Origin of the sequence: Campylobacter sp. BCW_6467 (assembly GCF_001762855.1) — a bacterium.
Classification (GTDB): domain Bacteria; phylum Campylobacterota; class Campylobacteria; order Campylobacterales; family Campylobacteraceae; genus Campylobacter_D; species Campylobacter_D jejuni.
Genome location: NZ_MJXP01000013.1, coordinates 12,238 through 36,802 on the forward strand (window position 1 = coordinate 12,238; position 24,565 = coordinate 36,802).

Here is a 24,565-nt window from a genome sequence, read left to right on the forward strand (position 1 = left end):
GTGAAAATCATTCAATGGAATAGGGCGGAATTTAGCCCAAAAGAAGTAAAAATCAATGTTTTAATTGACAATGAAAAAGGTAAAGAAATTCAAATTTTATTAGCTAAAGATAGTGTTATGAAAGAGCATAAAGCTCCTTTTGCTATACATATTCAAGTTTTAAGCGGTAAAATTTGGTTTGAAGTGGAAAAGGAAAAATTTGAATTAAATGCTTTGGATATGATAAGCCTAGAAGCAAATGTAGCGCATTCTTTAGGTGGATTGGAAAATTCTATAATAAGATTGAGTTTAAATAAATCAGATAGTATTCAAAGAGTAAATGCTGTGCTTAAAAAGCCTTAAAGTAATTTTAAGGCTTTAGGGCTTAATAAGAAGCAATGAAATTTGCTATTCTTTCTAAACCTTTTTTGATAAGCTCATCGCTTGTGGCATAAGAAAGCCTAAAATATCCATCCATTCCAAAACCTATGCCTGGAACAACGGCAACTTTTTCTTGTTCAAGTAATTTTTGGCAAAATTTCATAGAATCTTTTTCTATTTTTTGTATATTTACAAAAAGATAAAAAGCACCTTCTGGTTTATAAACACTGATATTTGGGATTTGTTTAAGCATATCTAAAGCTAAGTTACGGCGTTTTTCAAAAGCTTGACGCATTTTTTCTATATCTTTATCACATTTCCCATTTAAAGCAGGAATGGCTGCATGTTGAGTAATGGAGCAAATATTTGAAGTGCTTTGTCCTTGAAGTCTTTTAACGGCTGAAATTAGGGCTTTATTTTTGCTTGCCATATAGCCAAAACGCCATCCTGGCATAGCTCCACATTTGCTAAGTCCGTTAATAGTCACAGTGCGTTTTAAAGCGTCTTCGCTTACACTTGCAAAAGCTACAAAATCAAAACCATCATAGTGAAGTTTTTCATACATTTCATCACTTAAAACGGTAATTTGAGTTCCTTCTAAAACTTTAGTAATTTGAGTTAATTCTTCTTTAGAATAAATCGATCCTACAGGATTTGAAGGAGAATTTAACATTAAAACCTTGGTTTTAGCTGTGATAGCTTTTTTTAGTTGTTCAGCGGTAATTTTAAAGCCATTTTCTTCTAAGCCTTCTATAAATACAGGTTTTCCACCTGCAAATTTTACCATTTCAGGATAGCTTACCCAGTAAGGACTAGGGATAATGACTTCATCATCTTTTTCTACTAAACATTCTATACATTCAAAAAGAGAGTGTTTTGCACCTACATTGGTGATGATTTCATTTGTTTCGTAATCAAGATTATTATCTTTTTTAAATTTGATTTGAATAGCTTTTAATACTTCAGGAATTCCCGCAACAGCAGTGTATTTTCCACATCCTTTTTCAATAGCACTTATAGCGGCATTTTTGATGGTTTGTGGTGTGTCAAAATCAGGTTCACCCGCTGAAAAACTAATGATATCCTCGCCTTTGGCTTTAAGTTCATTGGCAAGTGCAGTGATAGCTAAAGTGATAGATTCTTCTAAAACTTGAGATCTTTTTGTAAGCATTTTTCAATCCTTGATAATTTTTGTTTAATTTTAGCAGAAAATTGCATTTTTACAATAAATTTAATTTAAAAATGAGTTGTAAATTTCAATAAATGTGAAAATTTGTATTAATTTTTAGGAAAAATTAATACGCATAATAATACATATAATTTTATGTATTATAAAAATTATTATTTTTGTGATTTAGGTTGTTTTAATATAAGATTTTCAAGTTCTAAAATTTTCTTTTCTAACTTTTCTAGTTTGTCATCGCAATTTGCATCTATGGCTCTAATGTTTTTATTTTTACGCTCTTCGATAATATAAGCAGGAATTCCAACGGCAGTTAAATTTGCACCTATATCTTTAACCACTACAGCATTTGAGCCTATTTTGGCATTTTCTCCTATGGTGATATTGCCAAGCACTTTTGCGCCTGAGCCTATGATCACTCCTTTTTTTATGGTTGGATGGCGTTTAGTACCTTTTTCAAGGCTTGTTCCACCTAAAGTAACGCCTTGATAAATTAAAACATCATCTTCTATAATTGCTGTTTGACCTATAACCACTCCATTGGCATGATCTATAAAAATACGCCTTCCAAGTTCTGCTCCAGGGTGCAAATCTACCCCAGTTAAGAATTGTGAAATTCCGCTAATCATTCTAGCAATGCGTTTAAAATTTCTTATGTAAAAAAAATGTGCAAAGCGGTAATTTACTACAGCCCATACTCCAGGGTAATTAAAAAAAAGTTCTATACAAGAATTAAAAGCTGGATCTTGTGCCTTTGGCTGAGAAAAATCTTCTTTTATAATACCCCAAAAATTCATCTAAACTCCTATGCTTTTTAAATAACCATTATCATTTAAGAAAAGATAAAGTTCCCCTAAAATATGCTTTTTTTGCTTGTCATTTACAAGCTTAGAATTACTTATGCGTTCATTAAGTATATCCATGATAGCGTGTATATCATAGTCTAAATCTTCTAAGGCATCAAGTATGGATTGTGCTTCTATAATCCCCTCAACTTCATAGCCTTTTTCATTGATACTTATAATAGCTTCAGTGGGATGAGTAAAAAGATTGTGTTTCATTCCAAGTACTTCTTGATAGGCACCTACAAGAAAAAACCCTAGAAAATAATTTTCTTTTTCTACATCTACATCGTGTAAAAATAAAGGTTGATCTTTAGAGTATGAAATTTCTCCATCGCTATCGCAGGTTATATCCCAAATGCTCGCACTTCGAGTCGGTTCTTCATCTAAGCGATCAAGTGGCATGATGGGGAAATTTTGTTCTAAGCCCCAAAAATCAGGTATGCTTTGAAAGAGCGAAAAATTTACCAAATACCTTTCTTGCACTTCATCTTGTATGGCAAGTAAATCCGCAGGATTTTGCTTATCGCCTAAAAGCAAGATAGCTTTTTTTGTAATCAAATGAGTTAAAATTTCAGCATTGGAACGATCTTGCAAATCCACATAGCCCAAATCAAAAAGAGTTAAAATACTCTCTAAATGATCTATGCTATCGTGCAAGTATTCTAAAGCATTGGAAGGTTTTATGCTTTTATAAAGATCGTAAAGCTCATCGATAAGTTTTGGATTTTGTTTTTTAAGTATGAGTTTGTTTTCTGCGTATTCTTGAGAAAAAAGTTCTAATACAGGAGCGATTAAAACAGCGTGATTGGCTGCTACAAAACGTCCACTTTCTATGAAAATATCAGGCTCTAAATCTTTTTTTTGTTCGGCTATGTTTTTTAGGATAAAAACTACATCGTTAGCGTATTCTCTTAGGGTGTAATTTCTACTTTTTTCATTTTTAAATTGTGAGTATTCCACAGCTAAACCGCCACCAAGATTGATAGCTTTTAGATTTTTAGCTCCCATTTTTCTAAGTTCTGTGTAAATATTTCCTGCTTCATTTAAGGCTTTTTTCAAGGGATGAATCTCGGTAATTTGTGAGCCTAGATGAAAGTGAATCATGGTAAATTGTTCTAAAAGTTTGTTTTCTTTGAGTAAATTTACCGCTTCTATAAGTTCAGTGGATGTAAGTCCAAATTTAGAATTAATCCCACCACTTTTTGCCCAAATTCCAACTCCAGCAGAATGCAAACGCACGCGTAAGCCTATATTTGGTTTAGGTTTAAAGCGTTCTTTGGCTATGTCTATGATAGCTTCAAGTTCATTAAGTCCTTCTATGGTTAAAGTGATATTATGTCCCATTTCAGCTGCGATAAAGCCTATATTGATAAGTTCTCTATCTTTAAAGCCATTTACTGTAATAGGTGCACCTTCATTATTATAAGCCATAGCGAGTAAAAGCTCTGCTTTAGAGCCTGCTTCAAGTCCGTAGTTATAGTCTTTTCCAAGCTTTACAAGATTTTTTACAAAACCAGGGTATTGATTTACCTTTAAAGGATAAACAGCGTTAAATCCTCCTTTATAGCCAAATTCCTTTCTTGCTTTATTGAAATTTCCGTAAATATTTTCAATTTGTTTTTGGATAAGATGAGGAAATCTTAAAAGTAAAGGCCCCTTGTATCCATCATCTCTTAATTCTTTAACTATATCAATAATAGCGGGCTTTTTTTCGTGATTGATACAAACTTTACCATTTTTGATAATAAAATTTTCATTTCCCCAAATATCAATACCATAATCCATCATAAAACCTTCTTTAAGTCTGAAATTTTAATCATTTTTTCTTCTTTTTTTGCTAAATTTTTATAAAACAAACTTTCATTTTGTGCTTCATTTTCTCCCATACAAAGAAAAATTTCAGCATTATTTTTATCCGCGTTTTCGAGATGTTTAGCTAGTTTTCTTGCTTCATAGCTTAAAAGCACTTTATGTTCTTTTCTTAAATTTGTAGCGATATGCAAAAGTTTTTGGATATAAATTTCATCCATAGCACAAAGATAAATTCCTTCTCTTTGGACTTTTTCTTCTTTTTGTTCTAAAATGGCTATAATTCTTTCTATACCCATGGCAAAACCTACACCAAAACCACTTTTTCCATCAAGATATTCAATAAGTCTATCATATCTTCCGCCCCCAGCAATAGCAGCTTTTGCACCAATTTCATCGCTAATGAATTCAAAAGCCGTTTTAGAGTAGTAATCAAGCCCTCTAACAAGCTTAGAATCCACTTCAAAATCCACTCCATTTTCTTTTAAAACGCTTTGTAAAATTTCAAAGTCTTTTTGACAAGATGAGCATAAATTTTGATTTAAAAGCGGAGCATCGTTAAGTAAGCTTTGGCAATGTTCATTTTTACAGTCTAAAACACGAATAGGATTTAAGTTTTTTCTACGCAAACAATCCTCGCAAAAACCTTCTTTGCTATCTAAAAAATGTATTAAATTTTCACGATATTTTGGCATACATTTTAAACAGCCTAAAGAGTTAATCAGTAATTTAAATTTAATATCCAAGCGTGAAAAAATTTCTACTAACATTAAAATAATACTTGCATCTTCATAAACGCTTGCGTTTCCAAAACTTTCAACGCCAAATTGATGAAATTCTCTTAAGCGTCCCTTTTGGGGTCTTTCATAGCGGAACATAGAACCATGATAAAACCATCTTTTCACACTAGTGTTTTTATCGAGTTTTTTTTCTATATAGGCACGCACCACCCCAGCAGTTCCTTCAGGACGCATGCAAACATGATTTTCGCCTTTATCGATAAATTCATACATTTCTTTGCCTACTATATCAGAACTTTCTCCTACGCTTCTTTTAAAAAGGGTGTAAAGTTCTAAATGCGGTGTATTGATAAAAGTAAAGCCATAGTTTTTAGCTACTTCTTCGCAGGTTTTAATCACTTTTTCATAACAATATGCATCTTTATCTAATAAATCTTTCATTCCTTTTAAAGCGTTAATCATTGTAAAAATTCCTTTATTTGTTGGTGTAATTTTTCTTTACTTTCTTTTGCGTCAAGTGTTAAAATTTCTATAGAAATTTTTTCTTTTAAAAAATGAAGCACTTTTTCGAGTTTATCTTGCACACTTAAAAAATACTCAATGCCACGTTTTTCTATGCTATCTAGTTCTTTTTGACTGAGGCGTTCTTGGATAAGGTTTGCATCTCCTTTTAAAAAGATAATTTTTTGTGGAAAAAAATTTTCTAAAGCAAAACTATTTAAAGCAAAAAGCAAATCGTTTTCAAAATCTTTGGCATAAGCCATGCCTGAAATAAAACTTCTATCGCTAATAATGAGTTTGTTTTGATTGATTTTTAAGATTTCTTCAAAATGTTGAGCACGATCAGCTAAAAAAAGCAAGAGTTCAGCTCTTTTGTTAATAGGATGAGTTTTATTAAGTAAAATTTCTCTTAAATGTTTTCCAAGTTCTGTTCCGCCAGGTTCGAGTGTGAAAATGGCGTCTTTGTAAATTTCTTTTAAAAGTGAAATTTGCGTACTTTTTCCTACGCAGTCAATACCTTCAAAAACTACATACAAGATTGATCCTTTAAAAAAGGTAGAATTTCTTTTGGAACAAGAGAACTTACATCGCCTCCATGTGCTACTATAGAGCGAACAATAGAACTTGAAATAAAAGCATGTTTTAGACTTGGCATAAGATAAATGGTTTCCATATCTTCCCAAAGTGCGTGATTTGCATAGCCAATTTGCAATTCGTATTCAAAATCACTCACTGCTCTAAGTCCACGGATTATAGTATTAACTTTTAATTCTTTGGCTAAATCTACAAGCAAATTATCAAAAGCAATGATTTTAACATTTTTTAAATTTTGTGTTGCAAGCAGGGCTAGTTCTTTGCGTTTTTCTAAATCATAGCAAGGTTTTTTATGTTCACTTTTTGCTATGGCAACGATGACTTCATCAAAAATTTTTAAAGCCCGTTTTATAACATCTAAATGCCCGTTGGTAATAGGATCAAAAGTCCCAGGATATAAACAAGTCATTTTTGCTCCAATTTTTTTTAAAAATATAACAAATTTAAACTAAAAATTTTGCCATTTTTCATATAAATTGTGTTTTATTTCTAAAAGATCTAACCATTTGCCTACGATAAAATTTTCCATTTGCTCTAGATTGTTTGCTTTAGAATAGCTTGCGATAATAGGAGGTGCGATGATAACTCCTATTTGGCTAAGTTTTAACATATGTTCTAAATTTAAAGTAGAAAAAGGCATTTCACGTACTCCTAAGATGAGTTTTTTTCTTTCTTTTAGGGCTACTGCTGCAGCACGCATTAAAAGAGTGTCTGCAAAACCAGCGTGAATTTTTGCTAAACTTGAAATCGAACAAGGAGCAATGATAGTTTTTTCTATTCCAAAAGATCCACTTGCTACACTTAGACTTAAATTTTTATCATCTAAAAAATGAGTATATTTAAAATTTTCTTGACAAATTTCTTCTAAATTTGCTTCATTTTCAGCTTTGAAACTAAGTTTTGCACCTTGAGTTAAAATACAATAAAGTTCGCATTGATTTTCTAAATTTTTTAATAATTTTAAGCCTAAATTGACACTGCTTGAACCAGAAATTCCTAATAAAACCTTCATTGTATAATCATCCTATTTTTACCCACTACGATGCCTTGCATAACTTTACCTTCTTTGTTTTTTGCACGAATCCTTTCGCCCATATTTGCACTTTGCAAAGCCACAAGTTCGATTAAAACATCAACATTTGCTTCGCTTAAAACCCCTATTATAGGATCATTTCGGCGTATTAAAGCTGTGGTTTTAAACATATTTGCTCTTAAAATAGCGTTTTTGTTAATATTGCTTTTAGCTACAAGATTATCTACATCATCTAAGGTTAAGGCATTTAAAGGAACTTTATCAAAATCAATCAATACGCTTTTATAGTCAAAAGCTCCAAGTTTATCTCCTCTTTTTATAGCGCGTTCGCTTTTCAAAACTTCTAAATTTGCTTGAATGAAATATCTAAAAAATACATTTTTTTGTATATTTTGCGGAGTTTTAAATTCAGCCCTTAAAAAGCCTTGTGCTTGATTAAAACGTCCATTAGCGATTCTTAGAAATTCATATTGATCAAAATCTTTAGGCAGTGATGTTATTTTTAAATCAATTTGAGAAATTATAATTTTAGGAAAATTATTTCTAAATTCTTTAGTTAGTGCTGTTTTGATTTCTTCTAAACTAGCTGCTTGGATATAATTTATCACAATAAAAAAAGTTAAAAAAATAATTTTCATTTTTATCCTAAGAATTATAATGCAATAAATAGTATTTTAGCTTTTATAAGTTTAACAAAGCCTTTAGAAGGCTTTGTATAGAGTTAAAAAGTAGGGATAACAGAGCCTTTGTATTTTTCTATGATAAAATTTTTAATTTTATTGCTTGTTAAAATTTCTTTAATAACAAGACTTTTTTGACTTGTTTCTTCACCTTTTCTTGTAGCTAAAACAATAGCATATAAACTATCTTTATCTTCTATAAAAATACCATCTTTTAAAGGGTTTAAACCTGCTCCAAGAGCATAGTTTGTGGTAATAACAGCCAAATCAGTATCATTTAGGGCTCTTGGAAGTTGCGCGGCTTTAAGCTCTATAAATTTAAGATTTTTTGGATTTTTACTTATGTCAATAGGGGTTTTAAGGGTATTTTGACTTTTAAATTCTATTAAATTTGCTTTAGCTAGTAAATCAAGAGCTCTGCTTTCATTGGTAGCATCATTAGGTATAGCGATTTTAGCACCATTAGGAATGTCTTTTATATCTTTTATGGAGTTAGAATATATAGCCATAGGAACTAAAACAATAGCACCTAAAGAACTTAAATTTGTTCCTTTGTGGGTATTAAAATCATCTAAAAAAGGTTTATGCTGATATAAATTTGCATCTAAATCTTTCTCATTTAAAGCGATATTAGGTATATTATAGTCATTAAATTCCTTAACTATTAACTTCCAACCTTTTTCTTGAAATAAGGGTTTAGAGAAATTTAAAATTTCAGCATAAGGCGTTGGTGTTGCACCTATGATTATGGTTTTATCTGCCCCAAAACTAAGGCTAATTGTAAATAAAACACTTAAAAATATTTTTTTTAATATTCATGCTATACTCCTAAAAAGCTGGGATTAATATATCTTTATAATGTTCATTAATGATGGCTTTAAATTTATCGCTTCTTAAAATTTCATCAATTACTTTGGTTTTTTCGCTATTTTTATCTTCTGAGCGTACCACAACATAATTTACATAAGGGCTATTTTTATCTTCCCTAAAAATAGTATCTTTACTTGGATTCAGGTCGGCTCCAAGTGCGAAATTAGAATTAATTATAGCAATATCAACATCATCTAAAGCTCTTGGAAGTTGTGCGGCTTTAAGTTCTATAAATTTAAGTTTTTTTGGATTTTTGTTTATGTCCAATGGGGTTTTTAGAGTATTTTTGTTAAGCTCTATTAATTTTGCTTTCTCTAAAAGCTCTAAAGCTCTGCTTTCATTGGTCGCATCATTAGGTATAGCAACTCTAGCACCTTCTTTAAGATTTTCTAAATTTTTGATTTTTTTACTATAAACTCCTACTGGAGCTATAAGTACAGGCGTTGTTGCAATTAAATTTGAACCTTTTTTTAGGTTGTATTCTTCTAAAAAAGGTTTGTGTTGATATAAATTTGCATCAAGTTCTTTTTCCTCTAATGCACGATTGGGCAAAATATAATCTGAAAATTCTACTATTTTAAGCTCATACCCTTTGTTTTTAAAATCATCTTTCATTAGTTCTAGTAAGCTACCAAAAGGATTTGGAGTGGCTCCTATAGTAATGTTTTGTGCAAATAGGCTAGATAAATTTAGAATGCAAGCGAGTATAATAATTTTAAATAAATTCATAAAAACTCCTTTGTATTTAAAAAAAAGTCCCTAGGTAAGGGACAAAATTAAAAAGCAGGTAAAACAGATCCGTTGTATTTTTCTATGATAAATTGTTTGATTTTATCACTTTGTAGAGCTTGGATTAAGGCTTTGATTTTTGGATCGTTTTCATGTCCCACTCTTACAACAAGAATGTTTGCATACGGGCTTTCTTTATCTTCGATAAATACGCTATCTTTTGCAGGATTTAGATTTGCAGAGAGAGCGTAGTTGGAATTAATTACAGCAAAATCAACATCATCCAAAGCTCTTGGAAGTTGTGCGGGCTTTAATTCTACAAATTTAATTTTTTTAGGATTGTCTATAATATCAAGAGGTGTTTTTAAAGCCTTATCTTTAAATTTTACCAAACCTTTTTTTGCAATAATATCTAAAGCTCTACTTTCATTGGTTGGATCATTTGGAATGGCGATTTTAACCCCTTCTTTAATATCATCTAGACTTTTATATTTCTTGGAGTAAACAGCCATAGGTTCTATGTGTATGGCAGCTACTTTGATAAGTTTGGTGCCTTTGTTTTTATTAAATTCTTCCAAATAAGGAGTATGTTGGAAAAAATTTGCATCGGCTTCTCCATTATCAACAGCTAGATTAGGTAAAACATAATCTGTAAATTCTTTGATTTCAAGTTTATAGCCTTGTTTTTCTAGATCAGGTTTTGTTTGTTCTAGGATTTCAGCATGAGGGACAGGGGTTGCTGCAACTGTGATGGTTTCTAATGCATTTGCATTAAGACTTAATGTTAAAATACTTGCTATAAATAAAGATTTGATTTTCATTTTTTTCCTTTTTAGTCATTTTGTGCTTGCTTTAATCTTAATAAATTCACTCTGACTATCAGGAAGAAGCATATAAAAACTTGTTGATAGTCAGATTAACGCATCTGATACATCATTTTAATTCCTTTAATTTTTTGTTTAAATTTTACTTAAAAAAACTTATATTTATCTTAAAAGGAGATATGATCTCCTTATTTTTTGAAACCTTTATAAAGCAAACTTCCTAAAAATAAGATAAAAACAATTACTTGCCAAAAGAAATTTTCATCATTGTTTATATTGATAACTATGCTAACTCCAAGTAAAATCAATAGAGTGGCAATGATATATGTAGTTTTACTATTTTTAGCCCAAGTATAAAATAAATTACCTAGAATTTGAACTAACTGAACTAATATAAGTAAAATAACTACAGTTTGAATCATAACTTCTTTGTTAAATCTTTCATAACCATAGCGAATAGCGACATCTCCCAAACCTCCACCACCGACAGTTCCAGCAAGAGCAGAAAAACCAATGGTAAAGATCAAAGTTAGGGTAATTCCACTAATTATAGCAGGAAGAGCTTCACTAAAGATAACCTTGAATATAATTTGAATATTGCTAGCACCATAACTTTTTGCTGCTTCTATGATTCCTTTGTCTATTTCTTTAAAAGCGCTTTCAAGCATCTTTGCCAAATAAGGAGCTATTCCGATAGCTAAAGGAACTATGGCAGCATTTGTGCCTATGCTTGTGCCTACTATGATTTTAGAAAGCGGTAAAAGAACAACTATAAGAATTAAAAATGGAAAGGCACGCAGTATATTTGTAATAAAATCTAAAATACTATAAGCGATTTTATTTTCTTTAATTCCGTTTTTATCCCAAATAGCAAGTAAAATTCCAGGAATGATAGCCAGTAAAAATCCGAATAGTACAGCCATTAAACTCATATAAATTGTTTCATTAAGCGCAGGTTTTAAAATGTTTTCATAATTTTCACTGAAACTTGTAATAGAACTTAAACTCACTTCTTTAATATCCTGCCAAGAAAATTCATTAAAAAATTGAGAAATTCTACTAAAAAAAGCACTGATGATAGAGATGTTTTCTTCATTCATGATGCCACCTCCCATAATACTCCACTTTTTTCTATGTAATCAAGAACCTTGTCTTTATCCTTTTCATTTATATTTATAACTAAATTTCCTAAGGCTTTTCCATTCAGTTTTTCTATTTTGCCCCAAACTATGTTAAAGTCTATATTTAGAGTTCTTGCCATATGAGTGATGACGCTATTTTGGGCAACTTCTTTTGGAAAGTAAAGTTTGATATTAAGTCCGTGTTCAGGTAAGAAATCACTTTCTCCTAAAAATTCTTTCATTTTGTCATTAGGTCTTAAAAAAAGCTCATCAATTGCTCCGCTTCCTATGATTTGTCCATGTTCAAGCAATAAAGCTTTTTGAGCCATGTCTTTTACCACATCCATTTCGTGAGTTACTAAAACAACAGTAATCCCAAATTCAGTATTGATTTTAGATATAAGCTCTAAAATATTTTTTGTAGTGTTTGGATCAAGAGCCGAAGTAGCTTCATCGCTAAGTAAAATTTTTGGGTTTAAAGCTAAGGCTCTAGCAATAGCAACGCGTTGTTTTTGCCCCCCGCTTAGTTCTCTTGGGTAGGATTTGTTTTTATGATCAAGTCCTACGATTTCAAGCAAAGAATTGACTTTTTGGGCAATTTCTTTTTCGCTCATGTATTCTTTATTAAAAAGCTTGGCATGAAATTTACACTGAGTATAGTGTGTTCTTAAAGGCATAGCAACATTTTCAAATACATTTTTGCGCTCCATTAGGGCAAAATTTTGAAAAATCATCCCTATATCTTTTCTAAGCACTCTTAGCTCTTTTGATTTTTTTTGACTTAAATCTTTAATTTCTTGATCAAAGACTTTTAAGCTTCCTTCTTGATAATTCTCAAGTCCATTAATACATCTTAAAAGAGTGGATTTTCCAGCTCCACTATGACCAACTATAGCGTAAATTTCACCCTTTTTAATCTCCAAAGAAACATCGTTTATCACGAGTTCCTTACCATAATATTTTTTTAAATTTTTTATTTTTATCAAATTTTTAACCTCTTAGATTTTGAAGTTCAACTGATATTTTTTCAAGTTGAATTTTTAAATTTTCTAGAACTTCTTTATTTTGCTCCACCACCTCTTTAGGTGCGTTAGCGATGAATTTTTCATTTGAAAGCATGGAGTTAAGCTTGAAACTTTCTTTTTCAAGCTTATTTTTTTGATTTTCAAGTCTTGTTAAAATACCACTTAAATCAACATTTTCAAGCGTAATGAAAATTTCTAAATTCTCGCTAACATCACATATTGCCTTTGGTAATTTTTCTTCACTAAATTCTATTTGCTCGCACTTTGCGAGCATCATGATAAAATTCATATAAGCTTTGATTTCATTTTTGATTTTTTTATCGTTAAATTTGATATAAGCTTTTTCTATTTTAGAATTTCCAAGATCGATTAAACTTTTAGCACGGCGGATACCAACTATGCTTTCTATAAGTAAAGAAAAGATTTTTTCTATATTTTTATCTTGTTCTTTAAATTTTGGATATTTGCTTATCATAATAGAAGGGCTTGTTTTAAGTTCTGTATCGCTTAGTTTATGATATAAATATTCACTGATAAAAGGCATAAAAGGATTTAAGAGCTTTAAAGCTTCTTTGAAAATACTACCAAGTTCTTTAACGCTTGATTTTTCTGCTTTGCTAAGCTCTATACCCCAATCGCAAAAATCATCCCAAAAGAATTTATATAGAGTATTGGCTGCATCATTAAAGCGATAATTGTCTAAATTTTCTCTTACATCCTTAACACAAGTTTGAAATTTGGCATAAATATATTTTGCTAATTCTGAATGAAGTGTGATATTTTCCAAATCTTCAAATTTACTTTCATTTAAAAGCAGATAATTTGTAGCATTATAAATTTTATTTGTAAAATTTCTAACTTGTAAAAGTTTATCATTGCTAAGTTTAATATCGCGTCCTTGTATAGCAAGAAGTGCTAAAGTAAAGCGTAAAATATCGGCACTATATTCTTTAATACTTTCATTTGGATCGATGACATTTCCAAGACTTTTACTCATTTTTCTACCTTGCTCGTCTTTCACAAGAGCGTGTAAATAAATATCTTTAAAAGGAAGTTGATGTAAGGCATTAGTGCTTTGAAACATCATTCTAGCCACCCAGAAAAATAAAATATCAAAACCTGTAATGAGTAAAGAATTGGGATAAAAATCTTTTAAATCCTTTTCAGACCAAATTTTATCTTTACCCCAATTTTCATTCCCCCAGCCTAGAGTACTCATAGCCCAAAGTCCTGAAGAAAACCAAGTATCAAGTACATCTTCATCTTGTTTGAAATTTTGACTTTGACATTTTGGACAAGTTTTAGGCGTATGTTGGCTTGCCCATTCATGAGAGCATTCGCAATAATACACAGGAATTTGATGCCCCCACCAAAGTTGTCTTGAAATACACCAATCTCTTAAATCTTTCATCCAAGCATTAAAGCTATTTATCCAGTGATTTGGATAAAATTTACTTTCTCCAAGCGCAACTTTTTCTATACTTTCTTGGGCGATTTCTTTTTTTACAAACCATTGCTTGGAGATATAAGGTTCAACTACATTGTTGCAACGATAACAATATCCTACCTGATTATTATGTTCTTCTATTTTTTCTATAAAGCCAAGACTTTCAAGTTTGGCTACGATTTTTTCTCTTGCTTCTAAGCGTTCTAAACCTTGAAACTCTAAACAATGTTCGTTTAAAATTCCTTTTTCATTAAAAACGCTTATAAATTCTAAATTATGTCTAAGTCCTACTTCATAATCGTTCATGTCATGAGCGGGAGTAACTTTTACAACTCCTGTTCCAAATTCTTTTTCTACATGCTCATCAGCTATAATTTTAATGGCTTTTTTACTTATAGGCAAAATCACTTCTTTGCCCACAAATTTAGTATAGCGTTCATCGTCAGGATGTACCATAACTGCAGTATCGCCAAAAAAAGTTTCAGGACGCGTTGTGGCTACTACTAAAAATTCATCGCTATCTTTTAAAAAGTATTTAATATGATAAAGTTTTCCTTTGTTTTCTTTGTATTCAACTTCTATATCACTTAAAGCGCCATCGTGAGTACACCAATTTATCATGTAGTTTCCACGTACAATAAGTCTTTTATCATAAAGTTCTACAAAGGCTTTTTTTACGGCATTAACCAAACCTTCATCCATAGTAAAACGCAAGCGACTCCATGCAGGAGTGATACCTAGTGTTCTCATTTGGTCTAAAATTTTTCCACCGCTTTGCTCTTTCCACTCCCAGACTTTTTCTATAAATTTTTCTCTACCTAGTTCTTCTTTTTTAATGCCTTGAGCAAGAAGTTGTTTTTCTACAACATTTTGAGTAGCAATACCTGCGTGATCAAGCCCTGGTTGATAAAGAACCTTATAGCCATCCATTCTTTTGTAACGCGTCATAATGTCTTGTAGAGTAAAAGTTAAAGCATGTCCTATGTGTAAAACTCCAGTGACATTAGGAGGAGGCATCATAATGCAGAAATTTTTATCTTTTTCTTGTATGGTTTTATTGCCATCGATCTCAAAATATCCGCGTTCTTCGCAAATTTGATAATACTCTTTTTCTAAATTTTTATCATACATTATTTGCCTTTATTGTTTTAGCTTATTTGATAGAGCTAATTTCTATAATTTCACAAAACGGGAAGAAATATTGTGCTGTATTAAGTCCAGTTTTCAAACTTTTGATATGTTTAGAAAAATCACTTCCTTTGCCATCTTTTTTAATTTGAAGTTTAAGTCTTTCTAAAATTTCTTCACGTGCTACATGTTCATTTAATTCTTTTGGATTGTTTAAATATGGGCTTAATCTATCTAAGCTAATATATTTATAAGCTTTTTTCATATCTGAAAAGATAATTTCTTTGTTATAGATAGTTAATTTCATTTCCCCTTTTGGTAGCATTTTAACAAAAATACTTAGATAATAATCTTTTGCATTATCTTGTATAACGCTTAGCATATCTTTTAACAGATTGATTCTATATTGGCTTAAAAATTTTCCATCTAAAATATAAACTTTCATATTTTCTGTACTAAGTTCAGGTTCTAAACGACTGTTTTTTCCTATGCTTAGATACTCTCTAGCGGTATTTAGATATTTATTTTTGTTTGACTTGTTTGATTGAAGTTCTTTTTTTACGGCTCTCTCTCTTTCTAAGATCTTTTGTTGTTTGCTGATTTCTTTTTTAAGAGCTTCTATTTTGGCTTGTTTATTTTCTTGTTTTAATTTTTCTTTATCCGTATCTAAAATTTGCTTATTTTCATTTGTATTAATATTATTACTTGTATTGGTGTCATTATTTAAGCTTTGATTGTTTTCGCTTATTGGCGTATTAAATGTATTGTTATTTAAGCTTTGATTTTCATCTAATGGGTTTGTTTCTTGCTTTTGGATGGTATTGTTATTAATATTTATATCTGATGAACTATTGTTGGTTTGGATCGAGGGCGAATAGGAATTATCGTAGTTATTAGTATACGATTTTTGCTCGGTGTAAGTGTTGGTGTTTAAGGTGTAATTCTTTGGTTTTGAATATTCAAAAAGATAATAATAGGTTCCACCTAATATCACAATAATAGCAATTAATATGCCAACAATAATAGAAAAAATTTTCAAATTCATTTGCTATCCCTTAAAAACAGAAAGTTAAATAATTTTAGCATTGTACTATAATCTAATATAAAGTAATTTTAAATTTTTATATTTTTAAGTAATTTTTTTTTATAATTTTAACTTTTATAAGGAAAATAATGCCACTTTCAAAATTAAATAATGAACAATATCTTGCTGCTACTGCTGATTTTGGACACAATCTTGTTATTGCAAGTGCAGGGACGGGAAAAACTTCTACTATTGTTGCAAGAATTTCTTATCTTTTAAGCAAGGGAGTGGCACCGCAAAAAATCATGCTTTTAACTTTCACAAACAAAGCCAGCAAAGAAATGATAGGGCGTTTAGGGAAATTTTTTGATAAAAATATTACCAGTAAAATACTTGCAGGAACTTTTCATAGTACGGCTTATACCTTACTTAGAAATGCGGATAAAAATATAATTTTAAAGCAAGCAAGCGAGTTAAAAACTCTACTTAAAAGTGTCTATGAAAAAAGAACTTTTAGGCATTTAAGTGATATAAAACCTTATCAATCAAGTTATTTATATGATCTTTATTCTTTGTTTCAAAACAAAGCACACAATCAAGATTTTTATACTTGGTTTTGTCAAAACTACGAAGATCAAAGTATTTATGCTGAAATTTATGAAGATATTTTAAAAGAATATGATAATGAAAAAAAGCGTTTTAATTATGTAGATTTTAATGACTTACTTATCAATCTAAAAGAGCTTTTAAAAGAAGAAAAATATGAATTTGATGAAATTTTAGTAGATGAATATCAAGACACAAACACTTTGCAAAGTTCCTTAATAGAGGCTTTTCATAGTAAAAGTTTGTTTTGCGTAGGGGATTATGATCAAAGTATTTATGCTTTTAATGGAGCGGATATTAATATCATAGGTGGGTTTAAAGATCGTTTTAAAGATGCAAAAATTTTTTCTTTAAATAAAAACTACCGTTCATCAAGAAGTATTTTAGCTTTGGCCAATAAAGTGATTTTAAATAACGAAAGATTATATCCAAAAGAACTTATTGTTACAAGAAATGATGAGTTTAAAGCCCCATCTTTGCTTACTTTTGAAGAATTATTTGATCAGTATCAAAATATAGCCAAAATGATACTTACAAGCGGAGTAAGTTTGGAAGAAATTGCCGTGATTTTTCGTAACAACTCAAGTGCTGATGGGGTTGAAGTAGCTTTAAGGGAGCAGGGTATTGCAAGTGTGAGAAAGGGAAGTGGAAGTTTTTTTGAAAGTTTGGAAGTTAAAGCTTTTAGCTCTATGCTTGCACTTGTGGTAAACCCTAAAGATATTATGGCTTTTATTCATTTGGTTCAATATACCAAAGGTGTGGGTGGAGTTTTAGCAAAAGAAATTTTTGACGCACTTTTAAAATTAGGGCATGGAAGTTTAATAAAAGGTTTTTTAGATCCTGATAAAAATGTAAATTTGCAAAATCATCAAAAAAGAAATTATCAACTTGGACTTTTTGCGGATTTAGAAGAATTAGCCAGCGAAACTCGTTTTAAATTTGAGAGTGAATTTGATGCACATCCTATTTTAAGACTTTCAAAAATCAATGATTTGTGTGCTAGAAATTTGGAAAAAATCTATCTTTTTTTAAAAAAAGCTATGGAAATAAAACACTCTTTGGCTTTGGTAAATTTAATTTGCGAAAATTCTTTTTATAGAGAAATTTGTGAAGAACTTGCAACCAAAAGAGCGACAAATAAAGCAGGACAGGTAGATTTATTAAGAAAGAGTGAAAATTTAGAAAAAATAGAAACAAAATTCAATGTCTTAAAAGAGCTTACAAAAAATTATAGCGATATTTACAAGTATTATAATTTTCTAACTTTAGGTGCAAGCGAAATGAGTAGTGGCAAAGGAGTTAATTTGCTTAGCGTGCATGCAAGCAAGGGTTTGGAATTTGATCTTGTTTTTGTGATCGATCTTGCACAAGGTCGTTTTCCTAATCAAAAGCTTATGGGAATGGGTGGAAGCTTAGAAGAAGAAAGAAGACTTTTTTATGTTGCAGTAACTAGGGCAAAAAATATACTTTATTTAAGCTATGCTAAATACGATAAAAACAAAAAAACTTCTTTCGCTCCTTCTCGTTTTCTTATAGAAGCAGGGCTTTGCAAGGGAGAGTTAACTATAGATTGATAAAATTTCCTTTCAAGTAAGTTATATTATAAAGAAAGGTTTATTTTATGAAAAAAATATTAATTTTAAGTTTAGTAGCAGCAAGTTTTTTAAATGCTGAAATTTTAGTTTATGGTCCAGGTGGTCCTGCTCCTGTACTAAAAGAGCTTGCTTTAAAATTTGAAGAAAAAACAAAAGAAAAGGTGATTGTAACCGCAGGTCCAACTCCAGCTTGGATAGATAAAGCAAAAGAAAATGCAGATTTGATTTTTTCAGGCAATACTTCAATGATGGATGATTTTGCTAAAAAAATTCCAAGTTTAAGTTTAGAAAATTTAAGCGTTTTAAATATGCGTCCATCAGGTATTATCGTGCGTCCAAATAATCCAAAAAATATTAAAAATTTTGAAGACATTTTAAAAGATGGCGTAAATGTTATGGTGGTTGATGGTGCAGGACAAGTTGGACTTTATGAAGATATGGCTTTAAAAAGTGTAAAAAGAGAAAATTTGGTAAAATTACGTAAAAATATAAAAATTTATGCTAAAAATTCCAAAGCTGCTGTAGATGAGTGGAATAACAATCCAAATATTGATGCTTTAATCATTTGGTCTCATTGGGCAAAGGCTTTAGGCGATGATAAAGCTTTATTTATCAAAGATAAAAATGCAGTGATTTATCGTGCAGCTGAAATAGCTCCTACAAAAAAAGGTTTAGAAAATAAAAAAGCTTTAGAATTTGTAGATTTTATTAAGAGTAAGGAAGCTCAAAAAGTGTGGAAAAAATATACTTGGAAAGAAGTAAAATAATTTTCAGTGAAATTAAAAATAATTAATGTTTATAGGATATAATCACTCCTAAAACATTAATTGCAATAATGTTTAAAATATCAAAAAAGGAAATTAAATGAGTACAGTAAATTTTAAAGGAAATCCTGTAAAACTTAAAGGAAATTCAGTAGAAGTTGGAGCAGATGCTCCTAAGGTAAATCTTAAAGCTAAAGATTTAAGCGTGATTGAAATCGGTGCAGCGGGTAAAACTCAAATCATTTTAAGTGTTCCAAGCTTAGATACGCCAGTTTGTGCTACAGAAGCTAGAGAATTTAATAAAAAAGTAGCCAGCTACAATGGTGCTGAAGTAATTGTAGTAAGTATGGATTTACCTTTTGCTATGGGAAGATTTTGCAGTACAGAAGGTATTGAAAATTTAAGTGTTGCAAGTGATTTTGTGGCAAAAGAATTTGGTGAAAAATATGGTGTTTTGATAAATGAAGGTGCTTTAGAAGGGCTTTTAGCTCGTGCCGTATTTGTGATTAAAGAGGGTAAAGTGGCATATAAGGAACTTGTAAATGAAATCACAGAAATGCCAGATATTGCAAAACTTGATGCATTTTTTGGTGGTTCTAGCTGCTGCGGTGGTTGTGGTTGCCATTAATTTTGATTAAGCCCATTCTTAGGGCTTAATTTTTACATCTTCATTTTTTTATTATTTTAAGTTGATTATTTTTAATATTTATTTTGTGTAAGAATAATATAAAAAGGACAATAAAACTCCTATAAAATAGAGCTTTAAAATTATTATTTTTATTAAAATTTCAAGAGATTTTTATACTCCATTTTTTATAATAAGATGATTTTTTTATTTTGGAGGAATAAGGATGAATAGAAGGGATTTTATTAAAAATACCGCTATTGCAAGTGCTGCTAGTGTTGCAGGACTTAGTGTTCCAAGCTCTATGCTTGGCGCGCAAGAAGAAGATTGGAAATGGGATAAGGCTGTTTGTAGATTTTGTGGAACTGGCTGTGGAATTATGATAGCCAGAAAAGATGGCAAAATCGTAGCAACAAAAGGTGATCCTGCAGCACCTGTAAATCGCGGACTTAATTGTATCAAAGGTTATTTTAATGCTAAGATCATGTATGGTGAAGATCGTCTTGTTATGCCTTTACTTCGCATGAATGAAAAAGGCGAATTTGATAAAAAAGGCAAATTTCAACAAGTTTCTTGGCAAAGAGCCTTTGATGAAATGGAAAAACAATTTAAAAAAGCCTACAATGAACTCGGCGTTACAGGTATAGGGATTTTTGGTAGTGGGCAATACACTATCCAAGAAGGTTATGCTGCTTTAAAACTTGCAAAAGCTGGTTTTAGAACAAATAATATTGATCCAAATGCAAGACATTGTATGGCCTCTGCAGTGGTTGGTTTTATGCAAACTTTTGGTGTAGATGAACCATCAGGCTGTTATGATGATATAGAACTTACAGATACTATTATCACTTGGGGGGCTAATATGGCTGAAATGCACCCAATCCTTTGGTCAAGAGTAAGCGATAGAAAACTAAGCAATCTTGATAAGGTCAAAGTTGTTAATCTAAGCACTTTTTCTAACCGTACTTCAAATATTGCTGATATTGAAATTATTTTTAAACCAAATACAGATTTGGCTATTTGGAACTACATAGCAAGAGAGATTGTTTATAATCATCCAGAGGCTATGGATATGAAATTTATCAAAGATCACTGCGTATTTGCAACTGGTTATGCTGATATTGGTTATGGTATGAGAAATAATCCAAATCATCCAAAATTTAAAGAAAGTGAAAAAGATACAGTTGAAAAAGAAAATGTAATCACTTTAGACGATGAAGAGGCTACTTCTTTATCTTATCTTGGCGTTAAAGCGGGTGATAAATTTGAAATGAAACATCAAGGTGTGGCTGATAAAAACTGGGAAATTTCTTTTGAAGAATTTAAAAAAGGTTTAGCCCCTTATACTTTAGAATACACTGCAAAGGTAGCCAAAGGTGATGATAATGAGTCTTTGGAAGATTTTAAGAAAAAACTTCAAGAATTAGCTAATCTTTACATAGAGAAAAATCGTAAAGTCGTAAGTTTTTGGACTATGGGGTTTAATCAACATACAAGAGGTTCTTGGGTAAATGAACAAGCTTATATGGTGCATTTTTTACTAGGAAAGCAAGCTAAACCAGGTAGTGGAGCCTTTTCTTTAACAGGACAGCCAAGTGCCTGTGGAACAGCTAGGGAAGTAGGAACTTTCTCGCATCGTTTGCCTGCAGATATGGTTGTAGCCAATCCAAAACACAGAGAAATTTCTGAAAAAATTTGGAAAGTTCCTGCAAAGACCATTAACCCAAAACCAGGCTCTCCTTATCTTAACATCATGAGAGATTTAGAAGATGGAAAAATTAAATTTGCATGGGTGCAAGTGAATAATCCATGGCAAAATACTGCAAATGCAAATCACTGGATCGCAGCAGCAAGAGAAATGGATAATTTTATTGTTGTAAGTGATTGTTATCCTGGAATTTCAGCAAAAGTAGCTGATCTTATTTTACCAAGTGCTATGATTTATGAAAAATGGGGTGCTTATGGTAATGCTGAAAGAAGAACTCAACATTGGAAACAACAAGTCTTACCTGTAGGTGCTGCCATGAGTGATACTTGGCAAATTTTAGAATTTGCAAAACGCTTTAAGCTTAAAGAAGTTTGGAAAGAGCAAAAAGTGGATAATAAACTTACCTTACCAAGTGTTTTAGAAGAGGCAAAAGCTATGGGTTATAGTGAAGATGATACACTTTTTGATGTGCTATTTGCCAATAAAGAAGCAAAAAGCTTTAATCCAAACGATGCTATCGCAAAAGGCTTTGATAATACTGATGTTAAAGGCGATGAGAGAAAAATTCAAGGCAGTGATGGAAAAGAATTTACAGGCTATGGCTTTTTCGTTCAAAAATACCTTTGGGAAGAATATCGTAAATTTGGCTTAGGACACGGCCATGATTTAGCGGATTTTGATACCTATCATAAAGTAAGGGGTTTAAGATGGCCTGTGGTTAATGGCAAGGAAACACAATGGAGATTTAATACTAAATTTGATTATTATGCTAAAAAAGCGGCTCCAAATTCAGATTTTGCTTTTTATGGTGATTTTAACAAAATGCTTACAAATGGGGATTTAATAGCTCCTAAAGATGAAAAAGAGCACAGTATTAAAAATAAGGCTAAAATTTTCTTTAGGCCATTTATGAAAGCACCTGAAAGACCAAGTAAAGAGTATCCATTCTGGCTTGCAACAGGAAGGGTTTTAGAGCATTGGCATAGTGGAACTATGACTATGCGTGTGCCTGAGCTTTACCGTGCTGTCCCTGAAGCGCTTTGCTATATGAGTGAGAAAGATGGAGAGAAATTGGGCTTAAATCAAGGTGATTTAGTTTGGGTGGAATCTCGTCGTGGTAAAGTAAAAGCAAGAGTAGATATGCGTGGAAGAAATAAACCGCCTGTAGGACTTGTGTATGTGCCATGGTTTGATGAGAATGTATATATCAATAAAGTTACTTTGGATGCGACTTGTCCGCTTTCAAAACAAACTGACTTTAAAAAATGTGCTGTAAAAATTTATAAGGCTTAATTTAGGGTTTTGATTAAATGAAAGGTAGAAGAGAATTTTTCGTTAGCGCCTTTAAGGTTGCATGTTTATGTACAGGGGGTGGATTTTTGGTTAATTTGGCTTTAAAAGCCGATGATAATTATGCCTTGCGTCCTCCTGGTGCTGAAGATGAAGCTAGATTTTTAAGCAAATGTATTCGTTGTGGGCTTTGTGTAAAAGCCTGTCCTTATGATACTTTAAAGCTCGCTAGCTTGTTAGATAGTCCAAAAAATGGCACGCCTTTTTTTAGAGCAAGAGAAATTCCTTGTTATCTTTGCAAGGATATTCCTTGCATTAGAGAATGTCCAACTGATGCTTTAGATAAAAAGCATTTAGAGCAGGGTATAGAATCCTTGAAAATGGGTATTGCTATTGTTGATAGTGCTTCTTGTGTAGCACACTGGGGAATTCAATGCGATGCTTGTTATAGAGCTTGTCCTTTGATAGATAGGGCTTTAAAACTTGAGCTTAAACGCAATGAACGCACCGCCAAACATGCTTTTTTACTACCTAGTGTGGATCATGAAGTGTGTGTAGGTTGTGGGCTTTGTGAACTTGCTTGTATTACTGAAAAACCGGCCATTCGTGTTTTACCAAGGGAGTATGTATTGGGAAAAGCAGGATCTCATTATGTAAAAGGCTGGGATGAAAAAGATGAAGGTCGTATAAAAAATGCAGATACTTCAAAACATTTTAATGCTAAAAAAGCAACCAATTATTTAAATGATGGAGAACTGTGATGAAGTATTTAATTGCTAGACGCATCGTTCAGCTTGGAATTTTAGCACTTTTTAGTTTTAAAGCTACAGATTTTATCTTACAGGGAAATTTAAGTTCTTCTAGACTTTTTAATACCATACCTTTAAGCGATCCTTTTGCGGTTTTGCAAATTATTTTAGCAAGCTGGAGTATAGATTTAATGGCTTTAATAGGAGCTTTGATTATATTTTTTATCTATGGTTTGCTTTTAGGAAGGGTTTTTTGCTCTTGGGTTTGTCCTGTTAATTTAATCACAGATTTTGCTGCTTTTGTGCGAAATAAATTAACCCTTAATAATAAATTTTTAATTTTGCCTAAAAATTTACGCTATTTTGTATTAGTCTTGATTTTAATCCTTTCTTTTGTATTTTCATTGCCTGTGTTTGAAAGTTTTTCTTATATAGGAATGATACATAGAGGGATTATTTTTGCTACAAGTTCTTGGATTTTTGTAGCCTTTATACTTTTTTGTATCGATACTTTTTTAAGCCCTAGGGCAATTTGTTCACATTTTTGTCCACTAGGAGCTTTTTATGCTTTTATTTCTCGTTTTGCTTTGCTTAAAATAAAGCATGATAGTGATAAATGCACTAAATGTTATGAATGTATCCGTATTTGTCCTGAAAAACAGGTTTTGTGGATGGTTGGAAAAGAAAGTGCTAGCGTGAAATCAGGAGAGTGTATAAGGTGTGCAAGATGTATAGAAGTTTGCAATGATGATGCTTTGAATTTTAATATTTTTGATTTAAGGAATAAATAATGAAGAAGAAATTGGTTTTATTAGGAAGTGCTGCAGTGGTATTTTTTGCCGCTTGCGCAATGAATAGTGGGGTAAGTTCAGAACAAATTGGACTTAGAAAAGCAAGTTTAGAAAATGAAAATAAAGTAAATTTAGTGGAGGCAAATTTCACAACTTTACAGCCTGGGGAATCTACTCGTTTTGAGCGTTCTTATGAAAATGCACCACCATTAATTCCGCATGCTATTGAAGATTTGTTACCTATAACTAAAGATAACAATATGTGCTTAAGCTGCCATGATAAGGCTATAGCAGCAGATGCTGGTGCAACTCCACTTCCTGCTAGTCATTATTATGATTTTAGACACAACAAAACCACAGGAGATATGATTAGCGATAGTCGTTTTAATTGTACTCAGTGTCATGTTCCACAAAGCGATGCAAAACCTTTAGTGGGAAATAGCTTTAAACCTGAATTTAAAAATGAACAATTAAAAAGTCGTTCAAATTTAATTGATGTGATTAATGAGGGTGTAAAGTAAATA

23 protein-coding genes are annotated in these 24,565 nt (G+C 31.4%); 8 read left to right on the plus strand and 15 right to left on the minus strand.

The window, feature by feature from the left end; all coding sequences use genetic code 11:
- Complete coding sequence (locus AJ888_RS01270) at positions 1-342, plus strand: cupin domain-containing protein (protein ID WP_044794551.1); 342 nt, start codon at positions 1-3, stop codon at positions 340-342.
- Positions 343-364: 22 nt separating this feature from the next.
- On the opposite strand, the gene AJ888_RS01275 is transcribed toward AJ888_RS01270, so the two are convergent.
- From AJ888_RS01275 to AJ888_RS01345, 15 genes are all read right to left on the minus strand, one after another.
- Positions 365-1,531: a pyridoxal phosphate-dependent aminotransferase gene (locus AJ888_RS01275; RefSeq protein ID WP_002861411.1), complete on the minus strand. Its 1,167-nt coding sequence runs from the start codon at positions 1,529-1,531 to the stop codon at positions 365-367.
- 170 nt (positions 1,532-1,701) lie between these two features.
- Complete coding sequence (gene cysE / locus AJ888_RS01280; RefSeq protein WP_002861412.1) at positions 1,702-2,340, minus strand: serine O-acetyltransferase; 639 nt, start codon at positions 2,338-2,340, stop codon at positions 1,702-1,704.
- A complete protein-coding gene (gene speA, locus AJ888_RS01285) occupies positions 2,341-4,176 on the minus strand; it encodes a biosynthetic arginine decarboxylase (protein WP_032581867.1) in 1,836 nt (611 codons plus the stop codon).
- Complete coding sequence (gene hisS / locus AJ888_RS01290; protein WP_002861413.1) at positions 4,173-5,399, minus strand: histidine--tRNA ligase; 1,227 nt, start codon at positions 5,397-5,399, stop codon at positions 4,173-4,175. The genes speA and hisS overlap by 4 nt, the downstream gene beginning before the upstream one ends.
- Positions 5,396-5,974, minus strand: a complete 579-nt coding sequence (gene tmk / locus AJ888_RS01295; RefSeq protein WP_002856897.1) for a dTMP kinase — start codon at positions 5,972-5,974, stop codon at positions 5,396-5,398. The genes hisS and tmk overlap by 4 nt, the downstream gene beginning before the upstream one ends.
- Entirely contained in the window at positions 5,965-6,441 is a 477-nt protein-coding gene (gene coaD, locus AJ888_RS01300) for a pantetheine-phosphate adenylyltransferase (RefSeq protein WP_002852633.1), read from the minus strand. Before coaD ends, tmk begins: the two co-directional genes overlap by 10 nt.
- 39 nt (positions 6,442-6,480) lie before the next feature.
- Positions 6,481-7,044, minus strand: a complete 564-nt coding sequence (locus AJ888_RS01305) for a UbiX family flavin prenyltransferase (protein ID WP_002861414.1) — start codon at positions 7,042-7,044, stop codon at positions 6,481-6,483.
- On the minus strand, positions 7,041-7,703 hold the full coding sequence (gene flgA, locus AJ888_RS01310; protein WP_002861415.1) for a flagellar basal body P-ring formation chaperone FlgA: 663 nt from the start codon (positions 7,701-7,703) through the stop codon (positions 7,041-7,043). Before flgA ends, AJ888_RS01305 begins: the two co-directional genes overlap by 4 nt.
- An 83-nt stretch (positions 7,704-7,786) precedes the next feature.
- Positions 7,787-8,560, minus strand: coding sequence for a MetQ/NlpA family ABC transporter substrate-binding protein (locus AJ888_RS01315; protein ID WP_032603312.1), 774 nt, complete (start codon positions 8,558-8,560; stop codon positions 7,787-7,789).
- A gap of 13 nt (positions 8,561-8,573) precedes the next feature.
- Complete coding sequence (locus AJ888_RS01320; RefSeq protein ID WP_002861417.1) at positions 8,574-9,344, minus strand: MetQ/NlpA family ABC transporter substrate-binding protein; 771 nt, start codon at positions 9,342-9,344, stop codon at positions 8,574-8,576.
- A gap of 47 nt (positions 9,345-9,391) precedes the next feature.
- On the minus strand, positions 9,392-10,165 hold the full coding sequence (locus AJ888_RS01325; protein WP_002861418.1) for a MetQ/NlpA family ABC transporter substrate-binding protein: 774 nt from the start codon (positions 10,163-10,165) through the stop codon (positions 9,392-9,394).
- Positions 10,166-10,356: 191 nt separating this feature from the next.
- Positions 10,357-11,268 (minus strand): methionine ABC transporter permease, encoded by a 912-nt coding sequence (locus AJ888_RS01330; RefSeq protein WP_002861419.1) that lies wholly within the window; start codon positions 11,266-11,268, stop codon positions 10,357-10,359.
- Positions 11,265-12,275, minus strand: coding sequence for a methionine ABC transporter ATP-binding protein (locus AJ888_RS01335; protein WP_002861420.1), 1,011 nt, complete (start codon positions 12,273-12,275; stop codon positions 11,265-11,267). The genes AJ888_RS01330 and AJ888_RS01335 overlap by 4 nt, the downstream gene beginning before the upstream one ends.
- Positions 12,276-12,279: 4 nt before the next feature.
- Positions 12,280-14,892, minus strand: coding sequence for a valine--tRNA ligase (locus AJ888_RS01340; RefSeq protein WP_002861421.1), 2,613 nt, complete (start codon positions 14,890-14,892; stop codon positions 12,280-12,282).
- 22 nt (positions 14,893-14,914) lie between these two features.
- Positions 14,915-15,934 (minus strand): hypothetical protein, encoded by a 1,020-nt coding sequence (locus AJ888_RS01345; protein WP_002861422.1) that lies wholly within the window; start codon positions 15,932-15,934, stop codon positions 14,915-14,917.
- 128 nt (positions 15,935-16,062) lie between these two features.
- Here AJ888_RS01345 and AJ888_RS01350 point away from each other — a divergent pair, with 128 nt between their 5' ends.
- From AJ888_RS01350 to AJ888_RS01380, 7 genes are all read left to right on the plus strand, one after another.
- Positions 16,063-18,093, plus strand: coding sequence for an ATP-dependent helicase (locus AJ888_RS01350; protein ID WP_002861423.1), 2,031 nt, complete (start codon positions 16,063-16,065; stop codon positions 18,091-18,093).
- Between the two features lie 47 nt (positions 18,094-18,140).
- Positions 18,141-18,881: an AcfC family adhesin PEB2 gene (gene peb2, locus AJ888_RS01355; RefSeq protein ID WP_002861424.1), complete on the plus strand. Its 741-nt coding sequence runs from the start codon at positions 18,141-18,143 to the stop codon at positions 18,879-18,881.
- 97 nt (positions 18,882-18,978) lie between these two features.
- A complete protein-coding gene (gene tpx / locus AJ888_RS01360) occupies positions 18,979-19,506 on the plus strand; it encodes a thiol peroxidase (RefSeq protein WP_002856712.1) in 528 nt (175 codons plus the stop codon).
- Between the two features lie 223 nt (positions 19,507-19,729).
- Positions 19,730-22,504 carry a periplasmic nitrate reductase subunit alpha gene (napA, locus tag AJ888_RS01365; protein WP_002861425.1) on the plus strand — a complete coding sequence of 925 codons (2,775 nt, stop codon included), beginning with the start codon at positions 19,730-19,732 and terminating at the stop codon, positions 22,502-22,504.
- Positions 22,505-22,521: 17 nt separating this feature from the next.
- Positions 22,522-23,262: a ferredoxin-type protein NapG gene (napG, locus tag AJ888_RS01370; RefSeq protein ID WP_002881718.1), complete on the plus strand. Its 741-nt coding sequence runs from the start codon at positions 22,522-22,524 to the stop codon at positions 23,260-23,262.
- The gene (gene napH, locus AJ888_RS01375) at positions 23,259-24,041 is read left to right on the plus strand and encodes a quinol dehydrogenase ferredoxin subunit NapH (protein ID WP_072223483.1); all 783 of its coding nucleotides are present in this window, start codon (positions 23,259-23,261) and stop codon (positions 24,039-24,041) included. The genes napG and napH overlap by 4 nt, the downstream gene beginning before the upstream one ends.
- Entirely contained in the window at positions 24,038-24,562 is a 525-nt protein-coding gene (locus AJ888_RS01380; protein WP_010891887.1) for a nitrate reductase cytochrome c-type subunit, read from the plus strand. The genes napH and AJ888_RS01380 overlap by 4 nt, the downstream gene beginning before the upstream one ends.
- Positions 24,563-24,565: the final 3 nt, after the last annotated feature.